Annotated in this window: 13 protein-coding genes; 6 read left to right on the top strand and 7 right to left on the bottom strand. The window is 63.8% G+C overall.

The window, feature by feature from the left end; genetic code table 11:
* Nucleotides 1-89: 89 nt before the first annotated feature.
* The 5 genes from AC1DE1_RS13120 to AC1DE1_RS13100 all read left to right on the top strand — a co-directional run bounded on the left by AC1DE1_RS13120 (nucleotide 90) and on the right by AC1DE1_RS13100 (nucleotide 4,189).
* On the top strand, nucleotides 90-485 hold the full coding sequence (locus AC1DE1_RS13120; RefSeq protein ID WP_477176237.1) for an endonuclease domain-containing protein: 396 nt from the start codon (nucleotides 90-92) through the stop codon (nucleotides 483-485).
* A gap of 3 nt (nucleotides 486-488) precedes the next feature.
* Entirely contained in the window at nucleotides 489-1,832 is a 1,344-nt protein-coding gene (gene murL / locus AC1DE1_RS13115; RefSeq protein WP_477176236.1) for a UDP-N-acetyl-alpha-D-muramoyl-L-alanyl-L-glutamate epimerase, read from the top strand.
* Between the two features lie 14 nt (nucleotides 1,833-1,846).
* The gene (gene murD / locus AC1DE1_RS13110; RefSeq protein WP_477176300.1) at nucleotides 1,847-3,199 is read left to right on the top strand and encodes a UDP-N-acetylmuramoyl-L-alanine--D-glutamate ligase; all 1,353 of its coding nucleotides are present in this window, start codon (nucleotides 1,847-1,849) and stop codon (nucleotides 3,197-3,199) included.
* Nucleotides 3,162-3,674: a GNAT family N-acetyltransferase gene (locus tag AC1DE1_RS13105; RefSeq protein WP_477176235.1), complete on the top strand. Its 513-nt coding sequence runs from the start codon at nucleotides 3,162-3,164 to the stop codon at nucleotides 3,672-3,674. The genes murD and AC1DE1_RS13105 overlap by 38 nt, the downstream gene beginning before the upstream one ends.
* Nucleotides 3,675-3,802: 128 nt before the next feature.
* Nucleotides 3,803-4,189 (top strand): DUF6632 domain-containing protein, encoded by a 387-nt coding sequence (locus tag AC1DE1_RS13100; protein ID WP_477176234.1) that lies wholly within the window; start codon nucleotides 3,803-3,805, stop codon nucleotides 4,187-4,189.
* A 57-nt stretch (nucleotides 4,190-4,246) separates the two neighbouring features.
* On the opposite strand, the gene AC1DE1_RS13095 is transcribed toward AC1DE1_RS13100, so the two are convergent.
* The 6 genes from AC1DE1_RS13095 to AC1DE1_RS13070 form a co-directional block, all read right to left on the bottom strand.
* Entirely contained in the window at nucleotides 4,247-6,325 is a 2,079-nt protein-coding gene (locus AC1DE1_RS13095) for a M13 family metallopeptidase (protein WP_477176233.1), read from the bottom strand.
* A gap of 172 nt (nucleotides 6,326-6,497) precedes the next feature.
* Nucleotides 6,498-10,292, bottom strand: coding sequence for a translocation/assembly module TamB domain-containing protein (locus AC1DE1_RS13090; protein ID WP_477179109.1), 3,795 nt, complete (start codon nucleotides 10,290-10,292; stop codon nucleotides 6,498-6,500).
* 11 nt (nucleotides 10,293-10,303) lie between these two features.
* Nucleotides 10,304-12,061 (bottom strand): autotransporter assembly complex protein TamA, encoded by a 1,758-nt coding sequence (locus AC1DE1_RS13085; RefSeq protein WP_477176231.1) that lies wholly within the window; start codon nucleotides 12,059-12,061, stop codon nucleotides 10,304-10,306.
* Nucleotides 12,062-12,159: 98 nt separating this feature from the next.
* Nucleotides 12,160-13,038: a methyltransferase domain-containing protein gene (locus AC1DE1_RS13080; RefSeq protein WP_477176230.1), complete on the bottom strand. Its 879-nt coding sequence runs from the start codon at nucleotides 13,036-13,038 to the stop codon at nucleotides 12,160-12,162.
* Nucleotides 13,039-13,089: 51 nt separating this feature from the next.
* Nucleotides 13,090-15,726: a glycosyltransferase family 2 protein gene (locus tag AC1DE1_RS13075; protein ID WP_477176229.1), complete on the bottom strand. Its 2,637-nt coding sequence runs from the start codon at nucleotides 15,724-15,726 to the stop codon at nucleotides 13,090-13,092.
* Nucleotides 15,727-16,122: 396 nt separating this feature from the next.
* The gene (locus AC1DE1_RS13070) at nucleotides 16,123-16,779 is read right to left on the bottom strand and encodes a helix-turn-helix transcriptional regulator (protein WP_477176228.1); all 657 of its coding nucleotides are present in this window, start codon (nucleotides 16,777-16,779) and stop codon (nucleotides 16,123-16,125) included.
* Between the two features lie 132 nt (nucleotides 16,780-16,911).
* Between AC1DE1_RS13070 and AC1DE1_RS13065 the strand changes: the two genes are divergently transcribed.
* Nucleotides 16,912-17,964: a class I SAM-dependent methyltransferase gene (locus AC1DE1_RS13065; protein ID WP_441603074.1), complete on the top strand. Its 1,053-nt coding sequence runs from the start codon at nucleotides 16,912-16,914 to the stop codon at nucleotides 17,962-17,964.
* Nucleotides 17,965-18,023: 59 nt separating this feature from the next.
* Here the strand turns inward: AC1DE1_RS13065 and AC1DE1_RS13060 are convergent, their stop codons facing one another.
* A complete protein-coding gene (locus AC1DE1_RS13060; RefSeq protein WP_441603073.1) occupies nucleotides 18,024-18,491 on the bottom strand; it encodes a Dps family protein in 468 nt (155 codons plus the stop codon).
* Between the last annotated feature and the right edge of the window lie 108 nt (nucleotides 18,492-18,599).

Raw genomic sequence — 18,599 nt, 5'->3', positions numbered from 1 at the left:
GTCCCACACTTCGCCCTCTCCCCTCCGGGGAGAGGGCTGGGGTGAGGGGCGGGTGCTCGCGGTAACTTTCCAATCACGGACGCTCACGGATGAAGCGTTTAAACGTAGATAGAGCACGCAGCCTGCGCGTCGGTCAGACAGACGCCGAGCAGTTGCTCTGGTATCACCTGCGAAATCGCCGCCTGCAAGGCTGGAAATTCCGCCACCAGAACGAGATCGGGCTATACGTCGTTGATTTTGTCTGTCCGGATGCGGGCCTGATCGTGGAGCTCGACGGCGGCCAACATGGCGATCAGCTGATTTATGACGAAGCGCGAACACGAAAGCTTGGGGAAGAGGGCTACCGCGTGCTGCGTTTCTGGAACAATGAAGTACTGACGAACACTGAAAGCGTGCTTGAGGTCATTCTCGAGGCTTTGGCCAGCCCCGGCCCCTCACCCCAACCCTCTCCCCGGAGGGGCGAGGGAGCATGCAATGGAGACTGAGGCGTGACCACCAACATCAATCCTCGCCTGACCCAGATATTCCGCTACGTGCGCTGCAGCTATGCCGACGGCGTAGCCGAGCTGGTGTATGCGTTCGATCACGGCGACGAACTGGTCGAGCGCGTGCGCTTCCCGAATGCGCCAGCCATTCCCGCGAACCATCAGGCCGCCTTCGGGCAGGCGCTGAAGATGCTGCATCTCATCGCGGGCGTCAGCTACTACAAGGCTGGCGTGCCGCCGCGCATCGAGGTCGCGGGTGGCCCGCTGGACGACAGCACGGCGGACCTGCTCGACGCGCTTTATCTGCATGGACTGGCCGAGTTTGCCTATCGCAATGGGTTGGACCTGCGTGGTCGCATCAACTTCCCCCGCGGCGGCGCGAAGCAGCCGGAAGCCAAGGCGCTGGGCCTGCCGCATCGCACCCTGGTGCCGATAGGCGGCGGCAAAGACTCACTTGTTGCCGTGGAAGCGATCAAATCCATCGGTGGTGACGCCACGGCCGTATGGGTCGGCAATTCGCCCTTGATCGCCGCGTGCGCCGAACGCACCGGCCTGCCCATGCTCAACATCCAGCGCGAACTCGCGCCGGGCCTGTTCGAACTCAATCGCCTGGGTGCGTGGAACGGCCATATCCCGGTGACGGCGGTGAACTCCGCGATCCTCGCCGTGGCGGCCATCCTCTATGGCTTCGACAGCATCGCGTTTGCCAATGAGCGCTCCGCCTCGGCTGCCACGCTGGAGTACGACGGCCAGCAGGTGAATCACCAGTGGAGCAAGGGCTATGCGTTCGAGCAGTTGCTCGGCGACTGGCTGCACCAGCACGTGGCGGCCGATCTCGACTATTGCTCGCTGCTGCGGCCGTATTCCGAGCTGGCGGTGACGCGCGCGTTCGCCAAGCTCACGCCCTATTTCGACGTGTTTTCCAGCTGCAACCGCAACTTCAAGATCCTCGGCCCCAAACCGGCGGATCGCTGGTGCGGTCAGTGTCCGAAGTGCCACTTCGTGTTCCTGGCGCTGGCGCCGTTCCTGCCCAAGCCGCGTCTGCTGTCCATCTTCGGGCGCAATCTGCTGGACGATGAAAACCTCGCGCCGGGTTTCGATGCGCTGCTGGAATACCAGGACCACAAGCCGTTCGAGTGCGTGGGCGAGGGTGCGGAAGCACGCGCAGCGATGCTGGCGTTGAGCCAGCGTTCGGAATGGCAGGAAGACGCCCTGGTCGCACGTTTCATCCGCGAAATCCTGCCGCAGCTCGACGTGAGCGAACTGGCGCTGGAACCCTGGCTGCAGCCGTCCGGCGAACAGCGCATTCCCCAGCGTCTCCTGCCGGCGTTGGCGTTCTTCGCGTGACCACCTTGCCGCCGCTGCGCATCGCCGATCTTGCCAGCAAGCGAGTGGCGATCTGGGGCTTCGGACGGGAGGGCAAGGCGGCCATCGCAGCCATTCGTGCGCGTTTGCCCGAGCTTGCGCTCACGCTGTTCTGCAGCGATGCGGAAATCACCGCGGCCAAGGCGTTCGATGCCACGCTCACGGTGCACGGGCAGGAACCGGATGCCACGGCGCTCGCCAGGTTCGACGTGGTGGTGAAGTCGCCGGGCATTTCGGCCTACAAGCCGGCGCTGCTGGCCGCCCGTGAGGCGGGCATCCGCGTGACGTCGGGTACGGCCCTGTGGTTTGCCGAAATGCCCACGGCACGCGTTGTTGCCGTCACCGGCACCAAGGGCAAAAGCACCACCACCGCTTTGCTCGCGCATCTTGCCCGCAGTCTTGGCGTGCGCACGGCACTGGCCGGCAACATCGGCATGCCGTTGCTCGAACTGCTCGATGAGTCAGCCGAGCTCTGGGCCATCGAGCTTTCCAGTTTTCAGACCGGGGAAGCAGGGCCGGTCGAGCTCGGCGTCATCACCAGCCTTTACGAGGAACACCTCGACTGGCATGGCTCACGCGAGCGCTACATCGAAGACAAGCTCAAGCTTGCCGGCGTGTCGAAACAGCTGCTGGTCAACGCCACGCAGCCATCGCTGTTGGAGCGCACGGCGCAACATCCGCACCGCATCGTGTTTGGCGACGCGCAAGGGTGGCATGTCGCCGGTGGCTTCATTCGCCACGGTGCCGAACCGGTGTTTGAGATCGCCAACCTGCGCGCACCCGGCGAACACAATGCGCTCAACGCCTGCGCCGCGCTCGCTGCGCTGGAGCTCATGGGTTTTGATGCACTCAAGGCCGCGCCCTCACTCGCAACGTTCAGGCCCTTGCCACATCGCTTGCAACCGCTGGGTGAGCACGACGGTTTCCAGTGGGTCAACGATTCCATCAGCACCACGCCCCAGGCCACGCTCGCGGCGTTGAGCAGTCTGGAAGGCCGCGCCGTGACGGTCATCGTGGGTGGCCATGATCGTGGCCTGGACTGGAGTGATTTTGTCGTCGCTGCGAGAACGCGTGCACCGCACGCCATTGTCGCCCAGGGCGCCAACGGCCCGCGTATTGCGCAGGCGTTGCGTGAAGCAGGTATCGCCGTGGAAGAAGCGCCAGGTCTGCCAGACGCGGTCCAGCGCGCCCGGGCAGTGACGCCTGACGGCGGTACCATCCTGCTTTCTCCTGGCGCACCCAGCTTCGACCAGTTCCACGATTACGCCGACCGAGGTCGACACTTTGCCGAGATGGCCGGTTTCGTTGCCCATGACATCATCGGCATCGAAGGTCTGGGTATTCACTGAGGAAGCCCTGGCGATGACGTTCGATATCCGCATCGATGACCTGCGTGGCCCGGAGATCGGCGCATTGCTGCAGGAACACCTCGACGACATGGCGAAGTGGTCGCCACCCGAAAGCATCCATGCGCTCGACCTGGACAGGCTGCGCGCGCCACAGATCACCTTCTGGACCGTGTGGGAAGGAGCTGAGCTGGTAGGTTGCGGTGCCATCCGCAGGCTTGACGACGAGCATGCCGAAATCAAATCCATGCGCACGTCCAGGCGCCATCGTCGCAAGGGCGTGGCGGCATGTGTGCTCAGGCACATCCTCGAGGAGGCCTCGCGCCGTGGCTATCGCCGCTTGAGCCTGGAAACGGGTTCGCCCGCCGCGTTCGAGCCGGCACGACAGTTGTATGCGCGTTTTGGCTTCACGCTCTGTGGCCCGTTCGGTGATTACGTGGACGATTCCTTCAGCGTGTTCATGACGCGAACGCTCTGACCGCGACTAGCCTTGCCGAAGCATCCCGCGCACCGACCCTACGCGAAGATCTAGACCGTTCGTCCGACATCACCAGCCGGCGCCCGGGCATAGACTGCCTCCCTCGCCAAAAGCAGCTGAGGTGAGCCGTGAGCGACTTGCAACGTCTCAAGCTTCTTCGCATCGTCCTGGTCTTGCTGGGCGTCGTCTTCCTGCTCATCTATCCGCTGATGCAACTGTGGCCTTCGGGCTGGGTGTGGCACGAGGGTTATTCCGACTACCCGCTGATGATCGTGGGCGTCTACGCGACGCTCGGTGTGTTCCTGATACGCGCGGCCCGAGATCCCTTGGCCAATCTCAGCCTGATCTGGTTCGCCGTGTGGTCCAGCGTCGTGCACGGCGCGATCATGGCGGCGCAGTCGTTCATGCATCCCATGCATATGGGGCATCTGCTGGGTGACGTGCCGGCGCTGTTTATCGTAGCCATCGTGCTGGGTTTGCTTACCCCACGCAGCGCGGCTGCGCGGGTGGCTTGAACGAAAAGGCCACGTCTTTCGCAAGACGTGGCCCAGGTTTTTATCCCAGCAGGCGCGTTACCAGATCTTCACCCGATCGGCCGGCGCCAGGTACAGCGTTTCGCCCGGCTTGGGCTGGAACGCGTCGTACCAGCCGTCCAGATTGCGCACGACCTGCGCACGGAAGCGGCCCGGCGCATGTTCGTTGCCGATCACTCGCTGGCGCATCGCGGCATCGCGGATCTTCTCGCGCCAGGTCTGGGCAAAGGCCAGGAAGAAGCGCTGGTCACCGGTAAGGCCGTCAACCACGGGCGCGGGCTTGCCGCCGAGCGACTTGTGATACGCCACGTAGGCAATCGTAAGTCCGGACACGTCCGCGATGTTTTCGCCCAACGTTTGCTGGCCATTGATGTGCAGGCCCGGCAGCGCTTCATACGCGTTGTACTGCTCGACAAGTTTCTGGCCTGCAGCCTTGAAGTGCGCCTGATCTTCCGGCGTCCACCAGTTGGCGAGGTTGCCCTGCGCATCGAACTCGGCGCCAAGGTTGTCGAAGCTGTGGCTGATCTCGTGACCGATCACGGCGCCGATGGAGCCATAGTTGGCGGCGGCGTCGACCTTCGGATCGAAGAACGGCGCTTCGAGTATCGCGGCCGGGAAATTCAATGCATTCTGCAGCGGCAGGTTGACCGCGTTGACCATCTGCGGGGTCATCCACCACTCGCCGCGATCCACCGGCTGGCCCAGCTTGGCGACTTGATGTTCGTACTCGTATTTCTCGGCGCGCTGCTTGTTGCCCAGCGCGTCGTCGGCACGAATATCGAGCTTGCTGTAGTCACGCCAATGTTCCGGATAGCCCACGCTCACGCGGATGCTGGCGATCTTGGCTTTGGCTTTCTCGCGCGTCGCCGGCGTCATCCAGTCCAGATGATCCACGCGCTCGTTGAACGCGGCGAGGATGTTCTTCACCATCTGCTCGACCTGCTGCTTGGACGAGGCCGGGAAATACTCCTTCACGTAAATCTGGCCGACCGCATCGCCGAGCGCGACATTGGTGCTGGCCACGCCGCGCTTCCAGCGATCGCGTTGCTGGGGCGTGCCGGACAGGGTCTGGCCGTAGAAGCCGAAGCTGAGGTCGGCATACGCCTTGGGCAGCAACGAGGCGCTTTGGTTGAGCGCGTGGAAGGTCAGGTAGTCCTTCCAGGTCTGCAACGGCTCGCTGGCCGTCAGCGCGGAAAGCGCCTTGATGGCCGGCACCTGCCACACGTCGACGGTCTTCTGCTGATCCAGGCCCGCAGCCTTGAAATAAGCATTCCAATCCAGGCCCGGCGCGTTCCTGGCGAACGCGTCCATCGCCCACGGGTTATTGGCCTTGTGGATGTCCTGGCTGTCGACCATGTCGACCTGCGCCTTGGCGATCTTGGTTTCCAGCTCGAGGATGGCCTTGGCCTTTGCGTCGGCATCGGCGATGTTTGCCTGCTTCAGCAGCGCAGCGATATACGCCTGATATTTGCCGCGCGTTTCCACCATCGCCTTGTCGTCGGACAGGTAGTAGTCGCGCGTAGGCATGCCAAGGCCGCCTTGCAGCAGATACGGGATATTGCGCGTGGCGTCCTGCAGGCCGTGCGATACGAACAGACCGAACAAGTGCTCCGTCTGGAAATTGGTGGCGTTCACCGGATCCACGTCGGCGCGCAGGCCATCGCCCAGCACGCGGGCGAGATCGGCCTTGCTTTGGATCGCGTCGATCTGATGCAGCTCGGGCTGCAGCGGTTGGAGACCGCGCTTCTCGATGCCGGCCTCGTCCATGAACGCAGCGTAGTAATCGGCGATCTTGCGCGTGTTGCTGCCCGCAGCCGGATTGCCCTTGCCTGCCGCCTGGATCAGCTCGGCATTGCGCTTCTCGGTCTTCTGGAACACTTCCGGGAAGTTGCCGGTGCTGGAGCGATCCGCCGGAATCTCAGCGGTCTTCTTCCAGTTGCCATTGGCGTAGTTATCGAAATCGTTGCCCGGCTGCACGCCGTGGTCGATGCCGGCCAGGTCGATGCCGCTGGCGCTGCGAGCGGCGGCATGAGCCGGCGCCGGCGGGGTGGCGGTGGCCGCCATGGCGCAGGTGGTGGCCATCGCTGCGGCCGTGAAAATCCAACGAAGCTGGCGCATGAGCGGTCTCCTGAGCGGGAAAACGGTAACGATAGTCCGTCATCTCCCTGTTGGGGGCATGACTTTTGGGCTAGGGGCAGGGCGCGTCGCCTCCTTGCAGGAGCGCACGCGTGCGCGACCATGCACATCACTACGCCGCGGTCGCGCAGGGGTGTGCTCCTGCAAGTGGGTGTCAGCGCTCGATGCGGTAGTTCAGGGAGGCGCGATTGAAGTCAGTCGCGGTTTGCGCTTCGAAATTCCAGCGGCTGTTGAAGTGGTAGCGCAACGTGATGACCTGGCCGGGGTCGAACAAGCCCACGCCATAACTGATGTAGAGGCGCGGCGAGAGGTACTTGCCCACGGTAAATGCAGACCCGCCGTTGAGTGCGTCATTGCTGCTGACGCCGATGTCGTCCACGCCCAGGCGCGAGCCGATGCTCTTGGCCAGCAGGTTGCCCGTGGCCGAGCCCAGCGCTTGCGCCGCCGCCCCCACCATATTGCCTTCACCACCCTTCACCTGGGACAGCGGCTTGCCGGTGATCAGGTAGGAGAGGGCGTCGGACTGTTCCATCGGCGGCTGCGAGAACACCGTGAGCACGGGTCGTTGCGCAGTGCCCGCGATGTTGAGGCCCACCTGCTGGCCGTCGTCGATGGTGGCGTTGGGATTGAGCTTGCGGACGGCGCGGATATTGAGGCCCGGGTTATCGATGGGCGTGCTCGCAAACAGCAGCTGACCGCGGGCGATCTGCAGGTTCTGGCCGTAGGCCTTATAGGTGCCTGCCACGTCGATCTGACCCTGGCCGGTGGTGGCGCGGCCGGGTCGTTCGCTGACCACGAGCTGGCCGCGCAAAGTGCCATCGAGGCCCATGCCGACGAGGTGGGCCTTTTTGCCCAGGTTCACGGTGACGGTGGCGGATATCGGCATCTGGCTTGCCGTTTGCTCCTGCTGCTTCTCGTCCACCACGACCACGTCGGGCGACGCTTTGGTGGCTCCCGCGCCGGGTAATTTGTCGAGATTCACGTCGGCGCTGTCCAGCGTCACGCTGCCGGTGATGTCCAGACCTTTGTCGTCGTGGCGCACGGCCAGATCGGGTGATATCGCCACCTTGGCGGCGGGGAGGTCGACTGCCTTGAAGTTGCTGCCCTTTACCGACAGCACGCTCTGCGCATCGGCGCCCAGTGCCGCCGTGCCTGCGAGCACGACGCTGCCGTCGCCCGAATGCAGCGTGCCGTCGATGCGGAAATGTCGCGCATCCGTCGTGCCGATGGCGATGCGTCCCTGGTTGAGCTTGAGGCCCATGCCGGGAATTTCCGCGGAGAAGTCGGTGAGGTTGGCCTGTCCGCTGATGGCCGACTGCGCCAGCGTGCCTGCGAGATTGAAGTCGCCATTCATCGCGCCCTTGGGATTGACGACCTCGGTGGTGAAGATTTCCAGCAGCTTGAGATTGCTCACATGGATGCCGACATGGCCACCGAGCGATTGCTGCGCACCCGTGATATTCACCTGGCCGTCGATGCGTCCGTTGTTGGTCAGGCCCGCATGCAACACCAGCTGTTGGCTCGAGGGGCTGAGCTGCGCGTTAAGCGCGAGGTTGTCGTAGGTCACCAGCGGCTGGTCGGCGCGATCGGCATAGGCCACGGAGCCGCGCGGCGAAGTAATCGACGCGTTGCCCGTCAGGGCGCCCGCTGTATTGCGGCGCAGACTGCCGCTGCCCTCGAGTGTGCCTTCCACGCGCATGGGCTGCTTGCTGGTGCTCACCGCGCTCATGATCAGCGCGATGGGCAGACCGTGCAGTCGATAGCTCGCATCGAGATTGCCGGCCTTGTCCTGTTTGGCGGCGGCACACAGCAGAGGTTCGCCTGCGGTGAGGCAAAGCTCGGAAAGATTGAGCGCACCATCGTTATAGGAGAGCTGCGTCGACTGCTGCAGTCGCCACGGCGGCAGGCCGGCAAAATCCACATTGAGCGTGGAAAGCGTGCCATTCCATGCCGAGCCCCTGAGGCTGCCACTTAGCGCCAGATCCGTCGACAGCGGCGAGCCATGCGCGGTGAGCGTGAGGCTGTGGCGTTCGGCCGTGCCATCGCCGCGCACGTTGACTTGGGTGAAGGCGAGGCCGCCGGCGTTCACGCCACTGGTCTGCAGATCGAGCTTGCCGCCGGGATGACTGATGTCGGGCACGTTGGCGACCAGCCGCAACGCGTTGACCTGCTGGCCCGCATAACTGAGTGCGCTGCCTTGCAGATTGGCTTCGACCGCGAGCCTGGGATGCTTGCCGCGCACTTGGATGGTGCCCTGGAGACGTCCGGCAGACTCGGGCAGCCAATCGCCCAGCGAGGCGACCGCCAGCTTGATCGTGATGTCGTTGGTGTTGCCCGGCTTCGCGTCGATCCGCGCATCGCTGCCGCCGGAGATCAGATGCAGCTGGCCGTCGATCACGCCTTCGGGCGGCAGGTGCAGCTTGCCGTCGCCGTGCACGGTGCGATCGCGCAGGCGACCATCGAATTTCTTGATCTCGAGTGTGACGTCGGGATGGTCCTGCGGCAGCGTGCCTTGCGAGGCGATGTCGAAATCCAGCGAGCCGTTCCATTTCGCCAGCACATGACCCGGGTCGAAACGGTGGGCGATCGCTTCCATCTGCCAGCCGAACGTCGGTTGCAGATTCAGCGTCCCCTTGGCCTGCAGATCGCCTTGCGGCTGTTTGACCGTGAGCGCATGCAGGTTGATGAGTTGCGGCGTGCCGTCGAGCACGAGTGTGACATCGGCCAGCTTGCCTGCCGGGCCGATGGCCAGGGTGCTTTCCGCGTGGAATTGTTCGGTAGTGCCCTTGGCCGTGAGGCTGCCATGGCTCAGCAGTGTCTGGCCGGCCATCTGCTCGGGCAGCACCACGTCCTTCCACTCGACGGTGAGGTCGGCTGCCAGTGGTTTGGCCGCCAGCTGCGCGACGCCATGCACACCGACGCCACCCTTGAACTGCGGCGAGGTGATGCCCAGCTGTTCAATCGTCAAGGTGTTGAAATCGTCGCTGAAGCGCGCGGTCAGCGGCTGCAAGTGCAGCTGGTAGTCGTTGAGGCCCAGTTGGCCGGTGAGCGTGCCGCTGCGGCGGTCGCCCTTGCCGGTGAGCGCTACGGCGAAGCCGGTGAGCGAGCTCTCGCCGAGCAAAGGCTTGGGATCGAAGCGCGGCGCATCTAGCGTCGCCGTCCATGCATAGTCGCCGCCTTGCGCCAGCGCCAATTGAAATCGCACAGCCGTGGGCTGCGTGAGTTGCAGATCGGCGTGCGCCTGCTTGCCGTCGCCGCTTGCGATCAGTTCACCGGCATATTCGGTGCCGCTCACGGTCCAGGCAAAGCTCGCCTTGCTGTCGCCCTGGTATTTGCTGCCCACCACCAGGCGGCCGGTGAGATCCGCATGGCCTTCGGGCGCGCGCAGCATGAGCTGGCGAAGTTCGATGCCGCGACTGCCGGTCCAGCTGCCCGCGACGTCGAGCGAATCAGAGGCGAACAACGGTTGTCCCGCCTGCGTGATCTTCACTGAGCCGACGTGCGCACGATCGAGCAGCATATCGAATGGCGGCTTCCACCATGAGCTGCTCTGGCTCTCGGGCGATTGGGGTTCACTGGGAGGCAGCGCCACCTCGACACCGTCGGCGTCGAGATCGAGCACATGCAGCCGTTTGCGGGAGAGAGCAGGCACGCGCAGATCCAGGTGCGCCTTGGCGACCTTGACGTCGAGCCCTTTGCCATCGGCATAACGCAAGCCCACCAGATCAAGCGGCCCGACGAGACGGCCCTGTGCCGATTGCACAGTGAGCTGGCCATCCGTGAAGCCTTCCGCACGCGCCAAGGCAAAACGCAGGCCCGGCGCCGTACCGATTACCCATGCGATGAATGCAAGCAGCACCAGCACCAACGCGAGCACGGACAGCAGCGTCCAGCGCAGCCAGTGGCGGCGTGGGCGAGGCGCGGGAGCGGAGGCTGTCGTCTCAGTCATCACATCGCTGCTCACAGATCCGGGCCGATCACGACGTGCAGCTCCACGCCGTGCTCATCCGGGTTGTGCACCGGTGTACCCAGGTCCACCCGGATCATACCCACCGGGGAGAGCCAGCGTACGCCCAGGCCTGCGCCGATCTTGGGGCGATAATCCGTGCCGGTGAATGCGTTGCCCGCATCGACGAACGCAGCCATGCCCCATTGGCGCGTGAAGTAGTGCTCCACCTCGGTGCTGCCGACCAGCAGGTTCTCGCCACCGATCACGCGGCCAAACGAATTCTTGGGGCCGATGCTCTGATAGCTGTAGCCGCGCACCGAACGGTCGCCGCCCGCGAAGAAACGCAGCTGCGGCGGCAAGTCGTCGAAATTATTGGTCCAGGTGGCGCCGGCCGAACCGCGCACGATGAAGCGGTTGTTGCCCCAGAACGAGGTAATCCATTTGCCGTCGGCCGTGACCTGGCTGAAGCTCGCGTCGGAGAGCAGCGAACCCACCGTGGAGCGTGCCGTCAACACCAGCGACCAGCCATTGCGCACAAAGATCGGGTTGTCGCCCGATTTGCGCGACAGCGACACCTCCGGATAAAACAGGTTGCTCTGGCCGTGTTCCAGCCCCTCCACGTTGTCCGCTTCGCCGGGTTTCTGGCCCACGGTGAAGGTGCCATCCAGCGCATGAATGCCGATGGTGCGCACCCATCCATGCCACTCGCGCGTCTCGTTGGCCACCAGTTCCAGCGTCTTGGATTTGGACGTGTCGGTATTGGAGTCGCGGTAGGTGGCGCCGTAGTTGAAGCTGCGCTGGTTGGGGCCGGGCAGGGGCACCGTGTACAACGTCGACAGCGTCTTGAGTTTCTGCGCGAGGATCAGCTCGTTCTTCCACTTGTGGCCGCTGGCGTTCACCCAGCGCCGCTCCATGCCTGCGCGCACGCCAAAGCCCGTATCCGTGCCGATGAAGGGACCGCCGGTGTAGACCGTGCGCTTGGCCGGCGAGAGTTCCACCTTCACATCGACCACGCCGTTTTTCTTGTCGTCCACGTCGGGCAGCACGTTCACGACCGAGAAATAATCCGCGCCGTTGAGCGCCTGCTGCAGCTGCAACAGCTTGTCCTGCGCAAAATATTCGCCTGACTTGAAGGGCACGTAGCGCTGCAGGAAGCCCTCCTTGAACTGCGAGCCTTCGAAATGGACGTCGCCAAACTTGTAGCGCTGGCCCGCCTCCCAGGCGAGATGGACGACGGCGCTGCGCTCAGCGCGATTGACGTCCACCCGATGCGTGGTCAGGCGCGCATCGAGGAAGCCGTTGGCGGTGAGCGCGCCGCTCAGCGCATCGCGAGCGGAGTCATACTCGCCATGGTTCAGCGTCTGGCCCTTGAGGTTTTCGATGGCGCGTTGCGCCCGTCGAATCGCCGGGATTTTCGATGCCGTGGCGTCGAGTTTGAGATCCACCTCGGTGACGGTGACGGGCGATCCGGGGGTGACATGCAGCGTCACGCGCCAGTCGGTGCCCACCGGATCGAGTTGCCCCTGCACCTTGGCCTCGTAGTAGCCATACGGCTCCAAGGCCGTCTTGGCCTGGTCCAGCGACTGTTCGTACAGGCGGCGCACCTGCGCCTCGGTCACGTCGCGATTGGCGTACTGCGAAAGATCGACGCCCGAACTCACCGCCAGCTTCAACGGATCGTCCACGCCATCCACCACCAGCTGGACACCTGCGTGCGCCAGCATCGGTATGCATAGAAGTAGCGCGGCAAGGCGTTGGACTATATGCATGCTTCCGGATCCGTCCTCGCCACCCCATCCGTTATTGGAGGGCAGACTTGCCGTGATTATCTAGCAGCTGGAATGTCTGCGATGAATCAAGAACCTTGCTATCGAGTAGCTTTGAGAATATTCGGCAGCATCCTCCACGATTCGGCCGAACTCGCATCATCGACATGGAATCCTTCGCGCGGGGCGTAACAGAACCCAGCTTCCGCACGGCTGAAGCCGGCGTCGCGAATCTGATCGAGGATGTCCCACCCGAAGTTGTGGAAAGTGTAGATGCCACCGCGGTTGAGTCCGTCGCCATGGTACTCCGGCGGCTGCAGGTGCTCGATGTCACCGGATGCATTCGGGCGACCGCGGAGTATCGACCGGGCGTTGCCGATGAAAAACGGAACCGTGAACAGCATGACGCCGCCGGGCTTCAGCACGCGAGCCGACTCGCGCAGCGCCGCCGCGGTGTCGTAGACATGCTCCAGCACATCGCTATGCGCCAGGAAGTCCAGCGTAGCGTCCCCATAGGAAAGCGAGGTGATCGATTCGTGCCGTGTATAGCGCCATCGCCACCAGCGAGTGGACCACCAGTAGTGACGGCCTGATTGGCGATCTTCGCCGAGAAACTCCGATCCACGCAGCCAAGGCATGCGCGCGTGGGACTGCGCATACAGTCGCGTGGTCTTCTCGAGCAACGCACCCTGGGCGCCGGCATGGCCTTGCTTGCCGCCGTCGGCGAGCATGGCCGCAAGCATCAGGCGCTGCCGGGTATTCAGGCGGCAGCGGACGCAGCACAGGTTTTCCCGCAGGTTGGGATGGGTTGCACGCGCAGCGTCGAGACGGAAGGTGGTCTGGCCGTCGCAGGCGATGCAATAACCCGGATACGAACGCTGTTCGCCCAGCAGCCCGACTTCACGCGCGATATCGGCCTGCGCGCGTTGAGCCGCGTCAATCCATGCCGTTTGCGTTTCGAACCAACGTATCGTCGACATACCCGCATTCCATTCGTGAGCCAGCTGCGCACCGGGCGACAGTCGGGTAGATCAACCCGCCTTGTCGCCCGCCTTGTGCGCAATCCACGCGCCAATCACCGCCGATACGTACGGAATCGCCTGTGCCGCGAGGATGAACATCCACAACGTGCCTTCGACGTAGTGCGTGCCAAAGCGCATGCCCATGCCGACGATACAGCCGACCAGCGCGATGGCCATGAGGAATTCCTCGCGCACCGGCGCAAACGCGGCGAAATTGCTGCCGCCCAGGCGGCGGCTCTTGGCCGTCACCACGAACGAGGTCTTCTCCCGCGTCAGGCCATGCAGGATGCCGCGCGCGATCGCGTGCGACAGGCTCATGCTGGCCAGCGACGCCATCAAGGTGTCGTACCAGCTGCAGGGTACGCGCACGCGGTACAGCACGATGCCGAAGATCGCCTTGGCAAAGAAGAAGCCGATCACCGGGATCAGGAACAACTGCATCGGCAAGTTGAAGATGGTGGGGAAGGCCACCATGCCCGCGGTCCAGAAGATCGCCATCATGGTGAAGATCAGGTGCAGCGCATCGGCAAACCAGCTGAACCAGCCGGTCAGGAAGTGGAAGCGCTGGCCCGCGCTGAGCGGACCCTTCTGGGTCATCCAGTTCCAGCGGCCCTTGAGGATCTGCATGGCGCCGAAAGCCCAGCGGTAACGCTGGCTCTTGTACGCCTTGAAGTCCGCCGGGGTGAGGCCCTTGCCCATCAGTTCGTCGACGTAGACCAGCTCGTAGCCGGCATGCATCAGGCGCAAGCCAAGCTCCGCGTCTTCGCAGATGGTCCATTCGGACCAGCCGCCGGTGCCTTCCAGCGCCGAGCGGCGCACCATGGTCATGGTGCCGTGCTGGATGATGGCGTTGCGCTCGTTGCGATGGTGCATGCCGATGCGGAAGAAGCCGTCGTATTCCCACGCGGTCATGCGGCGGAAGCGGTTGTGCTCATAGTCGCGATGCGCCTGCGGGCACTGCACCACGGCCACCTTGGGATCGTGGAAGTAACCGGTGAGCGAGGAGAGCCAGTCTTCGCGCACCACGTAGTCGGCATCGATCACTGCCACCACGTCTGCACGAGGATCGGTTTCCTTCAGGCCGAAATTCAGCGCGCCGGCCTTGAAGCCCGGCCACGGTTCCAGATGGAAGAAGCGGAACTTGCTGCCGAGCTTTTCGCAGTATTCCTGCACCGGCTTCCAGATCGCCGGGTCCTTGGTGTTGTTGTCGATCACCAGGACTTCGTAGTTCTCGTATTTGAGCTCGGCCAGCGAATCGAGCGTGACGAACACCATTTCCGGCGGCTCGTTGTAGCAGGCCAGGTGGATCGACACGAACGGCTGCTTCTCCACCGGATCGGGCGGCAGCAATCCCGCATGACGCACCCAGCCGCGGCGCCACAGCACTTCGGTGAACTCAAAGCCGTTGATCAGCAGGATGGCGAGGATCGCGATCTGGGCCGGGAACAACAGCACCAGCATGGTCCAGTCGATCCAGCTCAGATAGAAATTGAACGGCAGCGTGGCCGACCAGGTGACCAGGCCGCAGGCCAGCTGGATCAGCGCGCAGAAGAAGAACCGGCCGGTGAGCTTGAAGCGGCTGTAGCGACTGGCGAACCAGATCATCGGAATCAGCGCGAGCAGGCTGGCGCCGAGCGCCTTCCATGGCCACGCGGTGTCCTCGGTCACCGGGCCGGTGAACGGGAACTTGGGCTGGCGGTCGGCGTTGAACATGCCCCAGTACGCTTCGGTGCGGCCCGACAGCGCTTCCTTCCACGGCTGGTCGAACGCTTCCATCACGTAGTAGTCGATGTTGCGTTTCTTCGCTTCGTTGAACCAGGTGCGCAGGAAGATTGCTTCGTTGGACACCGACGGGTCAGCGTACTTGTAGCGGTCGCCATTGGACGGCCAGCCGATTTCGCCGATCACGATCGGCTTGTTCGGGAACATCTTCTTGAGCGCTTCATAGCTGCCGAGCGCGTCTTGAACCGCGGGAAAGCGATCCAGCGGATCCTTGCTGTTACTTGAGCTGTTGACCGCTGCAATGCCGTTCCAGTACGGGAACAGATGCACGGTAATGAAGTCGACGTGTTCAGCCAGCTCCGGATACTTGGCCCAGATGTGCCATGGCTCGGCGATGGTCACCGGCTGATGGATCGCCGCGCGCACGCGGTCGGCATACGCCATCAGCTGTTCCGGCGGAATATCGTTGCGGAACAACACCTCGTTGCCCACGACCACGCGGTTGATCGAGTTGGGATAGCGACGCGCCTGCGCGATCAGCGTCTCGACTTCGTTTTCGTTGTTGTCCAGGCGCCGGTCGATCCACGCGCCGGCCATGACCTGCAGGCCGTCCTTCTCCGCCAGGCGATAGACCTGTGGATTCTGCAGCGTCGAATACGTGCGGATGCGCGATGTGTAGCGCTTGAGCAGCTTCAGGTCGCTGTCGATCTCCTCGTCCGACGGGAAATCGTTCTTCAGCGGATTCTGGTAGCGCTGGAAAGCGGACAGGGCAAAGCCACCGATCGGGCCATTCCAGTTTTCCGGGCCGTGCGGCAGGTTGCTCCACCACCAGAGGCCGATGTTCATGGCCGCCACGATCAGGGCAAGCAATATGGCTGCGAGCAGGGGGTGCTTGCTGTCGTGGTTGGTCGAGTCTGTTTTCATATTCCAAGTGCCTCGCGCCGGGAGCTGTTTGCCCGCAGGGCGAGGAAGAACGAAGGAGTGTATGTCGATACACGACTGAGTGATGACGCGGCCCTGGGGGCAAACAGACCCGGCCCGAAGGGTTGCGCTCGAGCGGCCGCCAGGCGGCAGCGCGCGGCTTGACCTGCCAGCCAGGCAGGCGCTGCGCCACGCACTGCCGCCTGGCGGCCGCTCGAGCGCAACGCGAGGTACTTGGAATATGAAAACAGACTCGTACTGGCGCTCAAAACGATCCCCGTGGCTGCCTCACACGAGGCCGAAAAGCATTGGAAGCTTAACCATGCGGGGCTTTTGTCTCAATCGAAATGGGCCGGGATGGTCAGCGTAAGCTCAGGCCGCTGTTGGGCCGGGCTGCGCTCACCGGCAGGGAACAGCCATCCGGCACAGTGCTGCGACCAGAGTGGCCTGGCTGTGCTGGACGGTTTTTTCAAAGACATGCTTGAGGTGGTTGCGCGCCGTGCCCTCGGCCATGGCCAACAGGCGGGCGCAGTCGCGCAGCTCGTGACCATCGGCCAGCATGCCGGCCAGGGCCGCCTCACGCGGGGTCAGGCCGAACGCCACCGCCAGCGCTTCTGGCGGCAACGGCCGTAGATGTTCAGGGGTTGTGACGAGCACCACCACTTCCGGCGGCGGGCCCGGCAGGGGCGACAAACGCAGCAGCCAGGGCGCGGCACGACGGGAGCGGCGCCGCAGAGCCAGGTAATGGGGCCGGGTCGGACGCCCGTCGCTGCGCACGGATGCGGCGGTCAGGGCGATGGCGTGCCGCAGCCGCCGCGTGTCCGCCGCGCTGGCCGCCTTCAGGCCGGCAGGGCCCACCAGCAGGCCGTCACGTCGCGCCAGCAGGTCGTGGGCCTGGTGGTTGAGAAAGGAGGGCTGGGCCTGCGCGTCCACCAGGATCACGCCGATCAGCAGCTGGTCGAGCAACTGCTGCAACAGGGCTACGCGCACACCCGCGCCAGGTGCCAACGGCGCCTGCGATTCCCCTGCGGATAGGTGTCCCAACGGGCGTGGCATGTCGTGCTCCTGCCACCGGCCTAGTCCTTTCGCGCTGTCCGGTATGGGACAGGCGCATTCGCCACGGCCAGCGTATCCAGGAAGTTCCATCCTACTCCACTGCCCTCAAGGGCGGTGTCGCGGAGCACTGTCATGGCGATCGATGAACAAAGACTTCACGCTTTCCTGGGACGAGCCGTTGGCGATCTGGGGGCCGCCATCAGTGCCACGCTGATCCAGATCGGCGACGAGCTGGGCTTCTACAAGGCGCTGGCGAAAGAACGCCTGACCCCGACCGAGCTGGCCGAGCGCACCGGCACTTACGAGCGCTACGTGCGCGAGTGGCTGGGCAACCAGGCCGCGGGCGGCTATGTGGAATTCGACGAAGCCTCCGGCCGCTACGGCTTGAACGAGGAGCAGGCCTTGTGCCTGGCCGACCCGCACGGTCCGGTGGATGTGCCAGGCGCTTATTCCATCGTGGAGGCGCTGTTCCATGCCAAGAGCCGCACCCTGGAACACTTCCGCAATGGTGAGGGCATGGAGTGGGGCGAGCATCATCCCTGCCTGTTCCATGGCACCGAGCGCTTTTTCCGGGCCGGCTACAACGCCAACCTGATCGGCGCCTGGCTGCCGGCACTCGATGGCGTGGTGGACAAATTGCGCAAGGGCGGACGCGCCGCCGATGTCGGTTGTGGACATGGGGCAAGCACCATCCTGATGGCCAAGTCCTTTCCCACCTCGCAGTTCGTGGGCTATGACTATCACGCACCATCCATCGACGTAGCGCGTGAACGTGCCGCCGAAGCGGGAGTGGTCAACGCCTCATTCGAAGTGGCCGACGCCACCGGCTACAAAGGCAAGGATTTCGACCTGATCGCCTTCTTCGACTGCCTGCACGACATGGGCGACCCGGTAGGTGTCGCCAAGCACGCGCGCGATGCGCTCAAGGCCGATGGCAACTGCATGATCGTCGAGCCGTTCGCGGGCAACCACGTGCAGGACAACCTCAACCCAGTGGGGCGTGTCTATTTCGGCGCATCGGCGCAGATCTGCGTGCCCGTGTCGCTGGCGCGGCATGGTCCCGCCCTGGGCGCCCAGGCGGGTGAAGCGAAATTGCGCGAAGTGGTGGTGGACGGCGGCGGCTTCCAGCGCTTCCGGCGCGCTGCGGAGACGCCGTTCAACATCGTGCTGGAGGCGCGGCCCTGAGCGTGATGCCTGCGGGACGCGACACACCCTCGCTTTGAAAGCGAGGGTGTCGAGGCGGCTTACTTCAGCAGCGAGCGCAGCATCCAGGCGGTTTTCTCATGTTCCTTCAGGCGACCGGTGACGATATCGGCCGTGCCTTCATCGCCTGCGCCATCGGCCACCTTGATCACTTGCCGTGCGGTGTGGGCGGCGATCTCGTGGCCATCAACCAGCTGGCTCACCATCTCCTTCCAGTCCGGCACGCCGGCTTCTTCCTTGATCGAGGTGAGCTTGCCGAACTGGCTATAGGAGCCCGGCGCGAATACATCCAGCGTGCGGATGCGCTCGGCCACTTCGTCGGCGGCCAGCCAAAGTTCGTTGTACTGCGTCTCGAACATGGTGTGCAGGCTGTTGAACTGCGGACCGGTGATGTTCCAGTGGAAGCTGTGCGTCTTCAGATACAGCGAATACGTATCGGCCAGCAGCTTGGACAGCTGCTCACCAATCTGTTCCCGGTCCTTCTTGGCGATACCGATGGAAATGGCCATGTCGTGCTCCTTGAGAGGGTGATGGGAGGGAAGCTGGACTCAGGTTAGTGAGCCGGTACCTGTTGGGGAAATGAATCCTTCTGATGCTGGCGATAGGTCTGACCTATC

The sequence above is a fragment of the Dyella sp. 05T440 genome (assembly GCF_056395965.1).
Note: the sequence above shows the minus strand (reverse complement) of the source record. Positions and strands in the feature narration are given on the sequence as shown.

Excerpts from the sequence above, each read along its gene's own strand:
- AC1DE1_RS13120 (WP_477176237.1), top strand. The coding sequence starts at position 90 with ATGAAGCGTTTAAACGTAGATAGAGCACGCAGCCTGCGCGTCGGTCAG.
- AC1DE1_RS13105 (WP_477176235.1), top strand. The coding sequence starts at position 3,162 with ATGACATCATCGGCATCGAAGGTCTGGGTATTCACTGAGGAAGCCCTG.
- AC1DE1_RS13095 (WP_477176233.1), bottom strand. The coding sequence starts at position 6,325 with ATGCGCCAGCTTCGTTGGATTTTCACGGCCGCAGCGATGGCCACCACC.
- AC1DE1_RS13090 (WP_477179109.1), bottom strand. The coding sequence starts at position 10,292 with ATGACTGAGACGACAGCCTCCGCTCCCGCGCCTCGCCCACGCCGCCAC.
- AC1DE1_RS13085 (WP_477176231.1), bottom strand. The coding sequence starts at position 12,061 with ATGCATATAGTCCAACGCCTTGCCGCGCTACTTCTATGCATACCGATG.
- AC1DE1_RS13080 (WP_477176230.1), bottom strand. The coding sequence starts at position 13,038 with ATGTCGACGATACGTTGGTTCGAAACGCAAACGGCATGGATTGACGCG.
- AC1DE1_RS13075 (WP_477176229.1), bottom strand. The coding sequence starts at position 15,726 with ATGAAAACAGACTCGACCAACCACGACAGCAAGCACCCCCTGCTCGCA.
- AC1DE1_RS13070 (WP_477176228.1), bottom strand. The coding sequence starts at position 16,779 with ATGCCACGCCCGTTGGGACACCTATCCGCAGGGGAATCGCAGGCGCCG.
- AC1DE1_RS13065 (WP_441603074.1), top strand. The coding sequence starts at position 16,912 with ATGGCGATCGATGAACAAAGACTTCACGCTTTCCTGGGACGAGCCGTT.
- AC1DE1_RS13060 (WP_441603073.1), bottom strand. The coding sequence starts at position 18,491 with ATGGCCATTTCCATCGGTATCGCCAAGAAGGACCGGGAACAGATTGGT.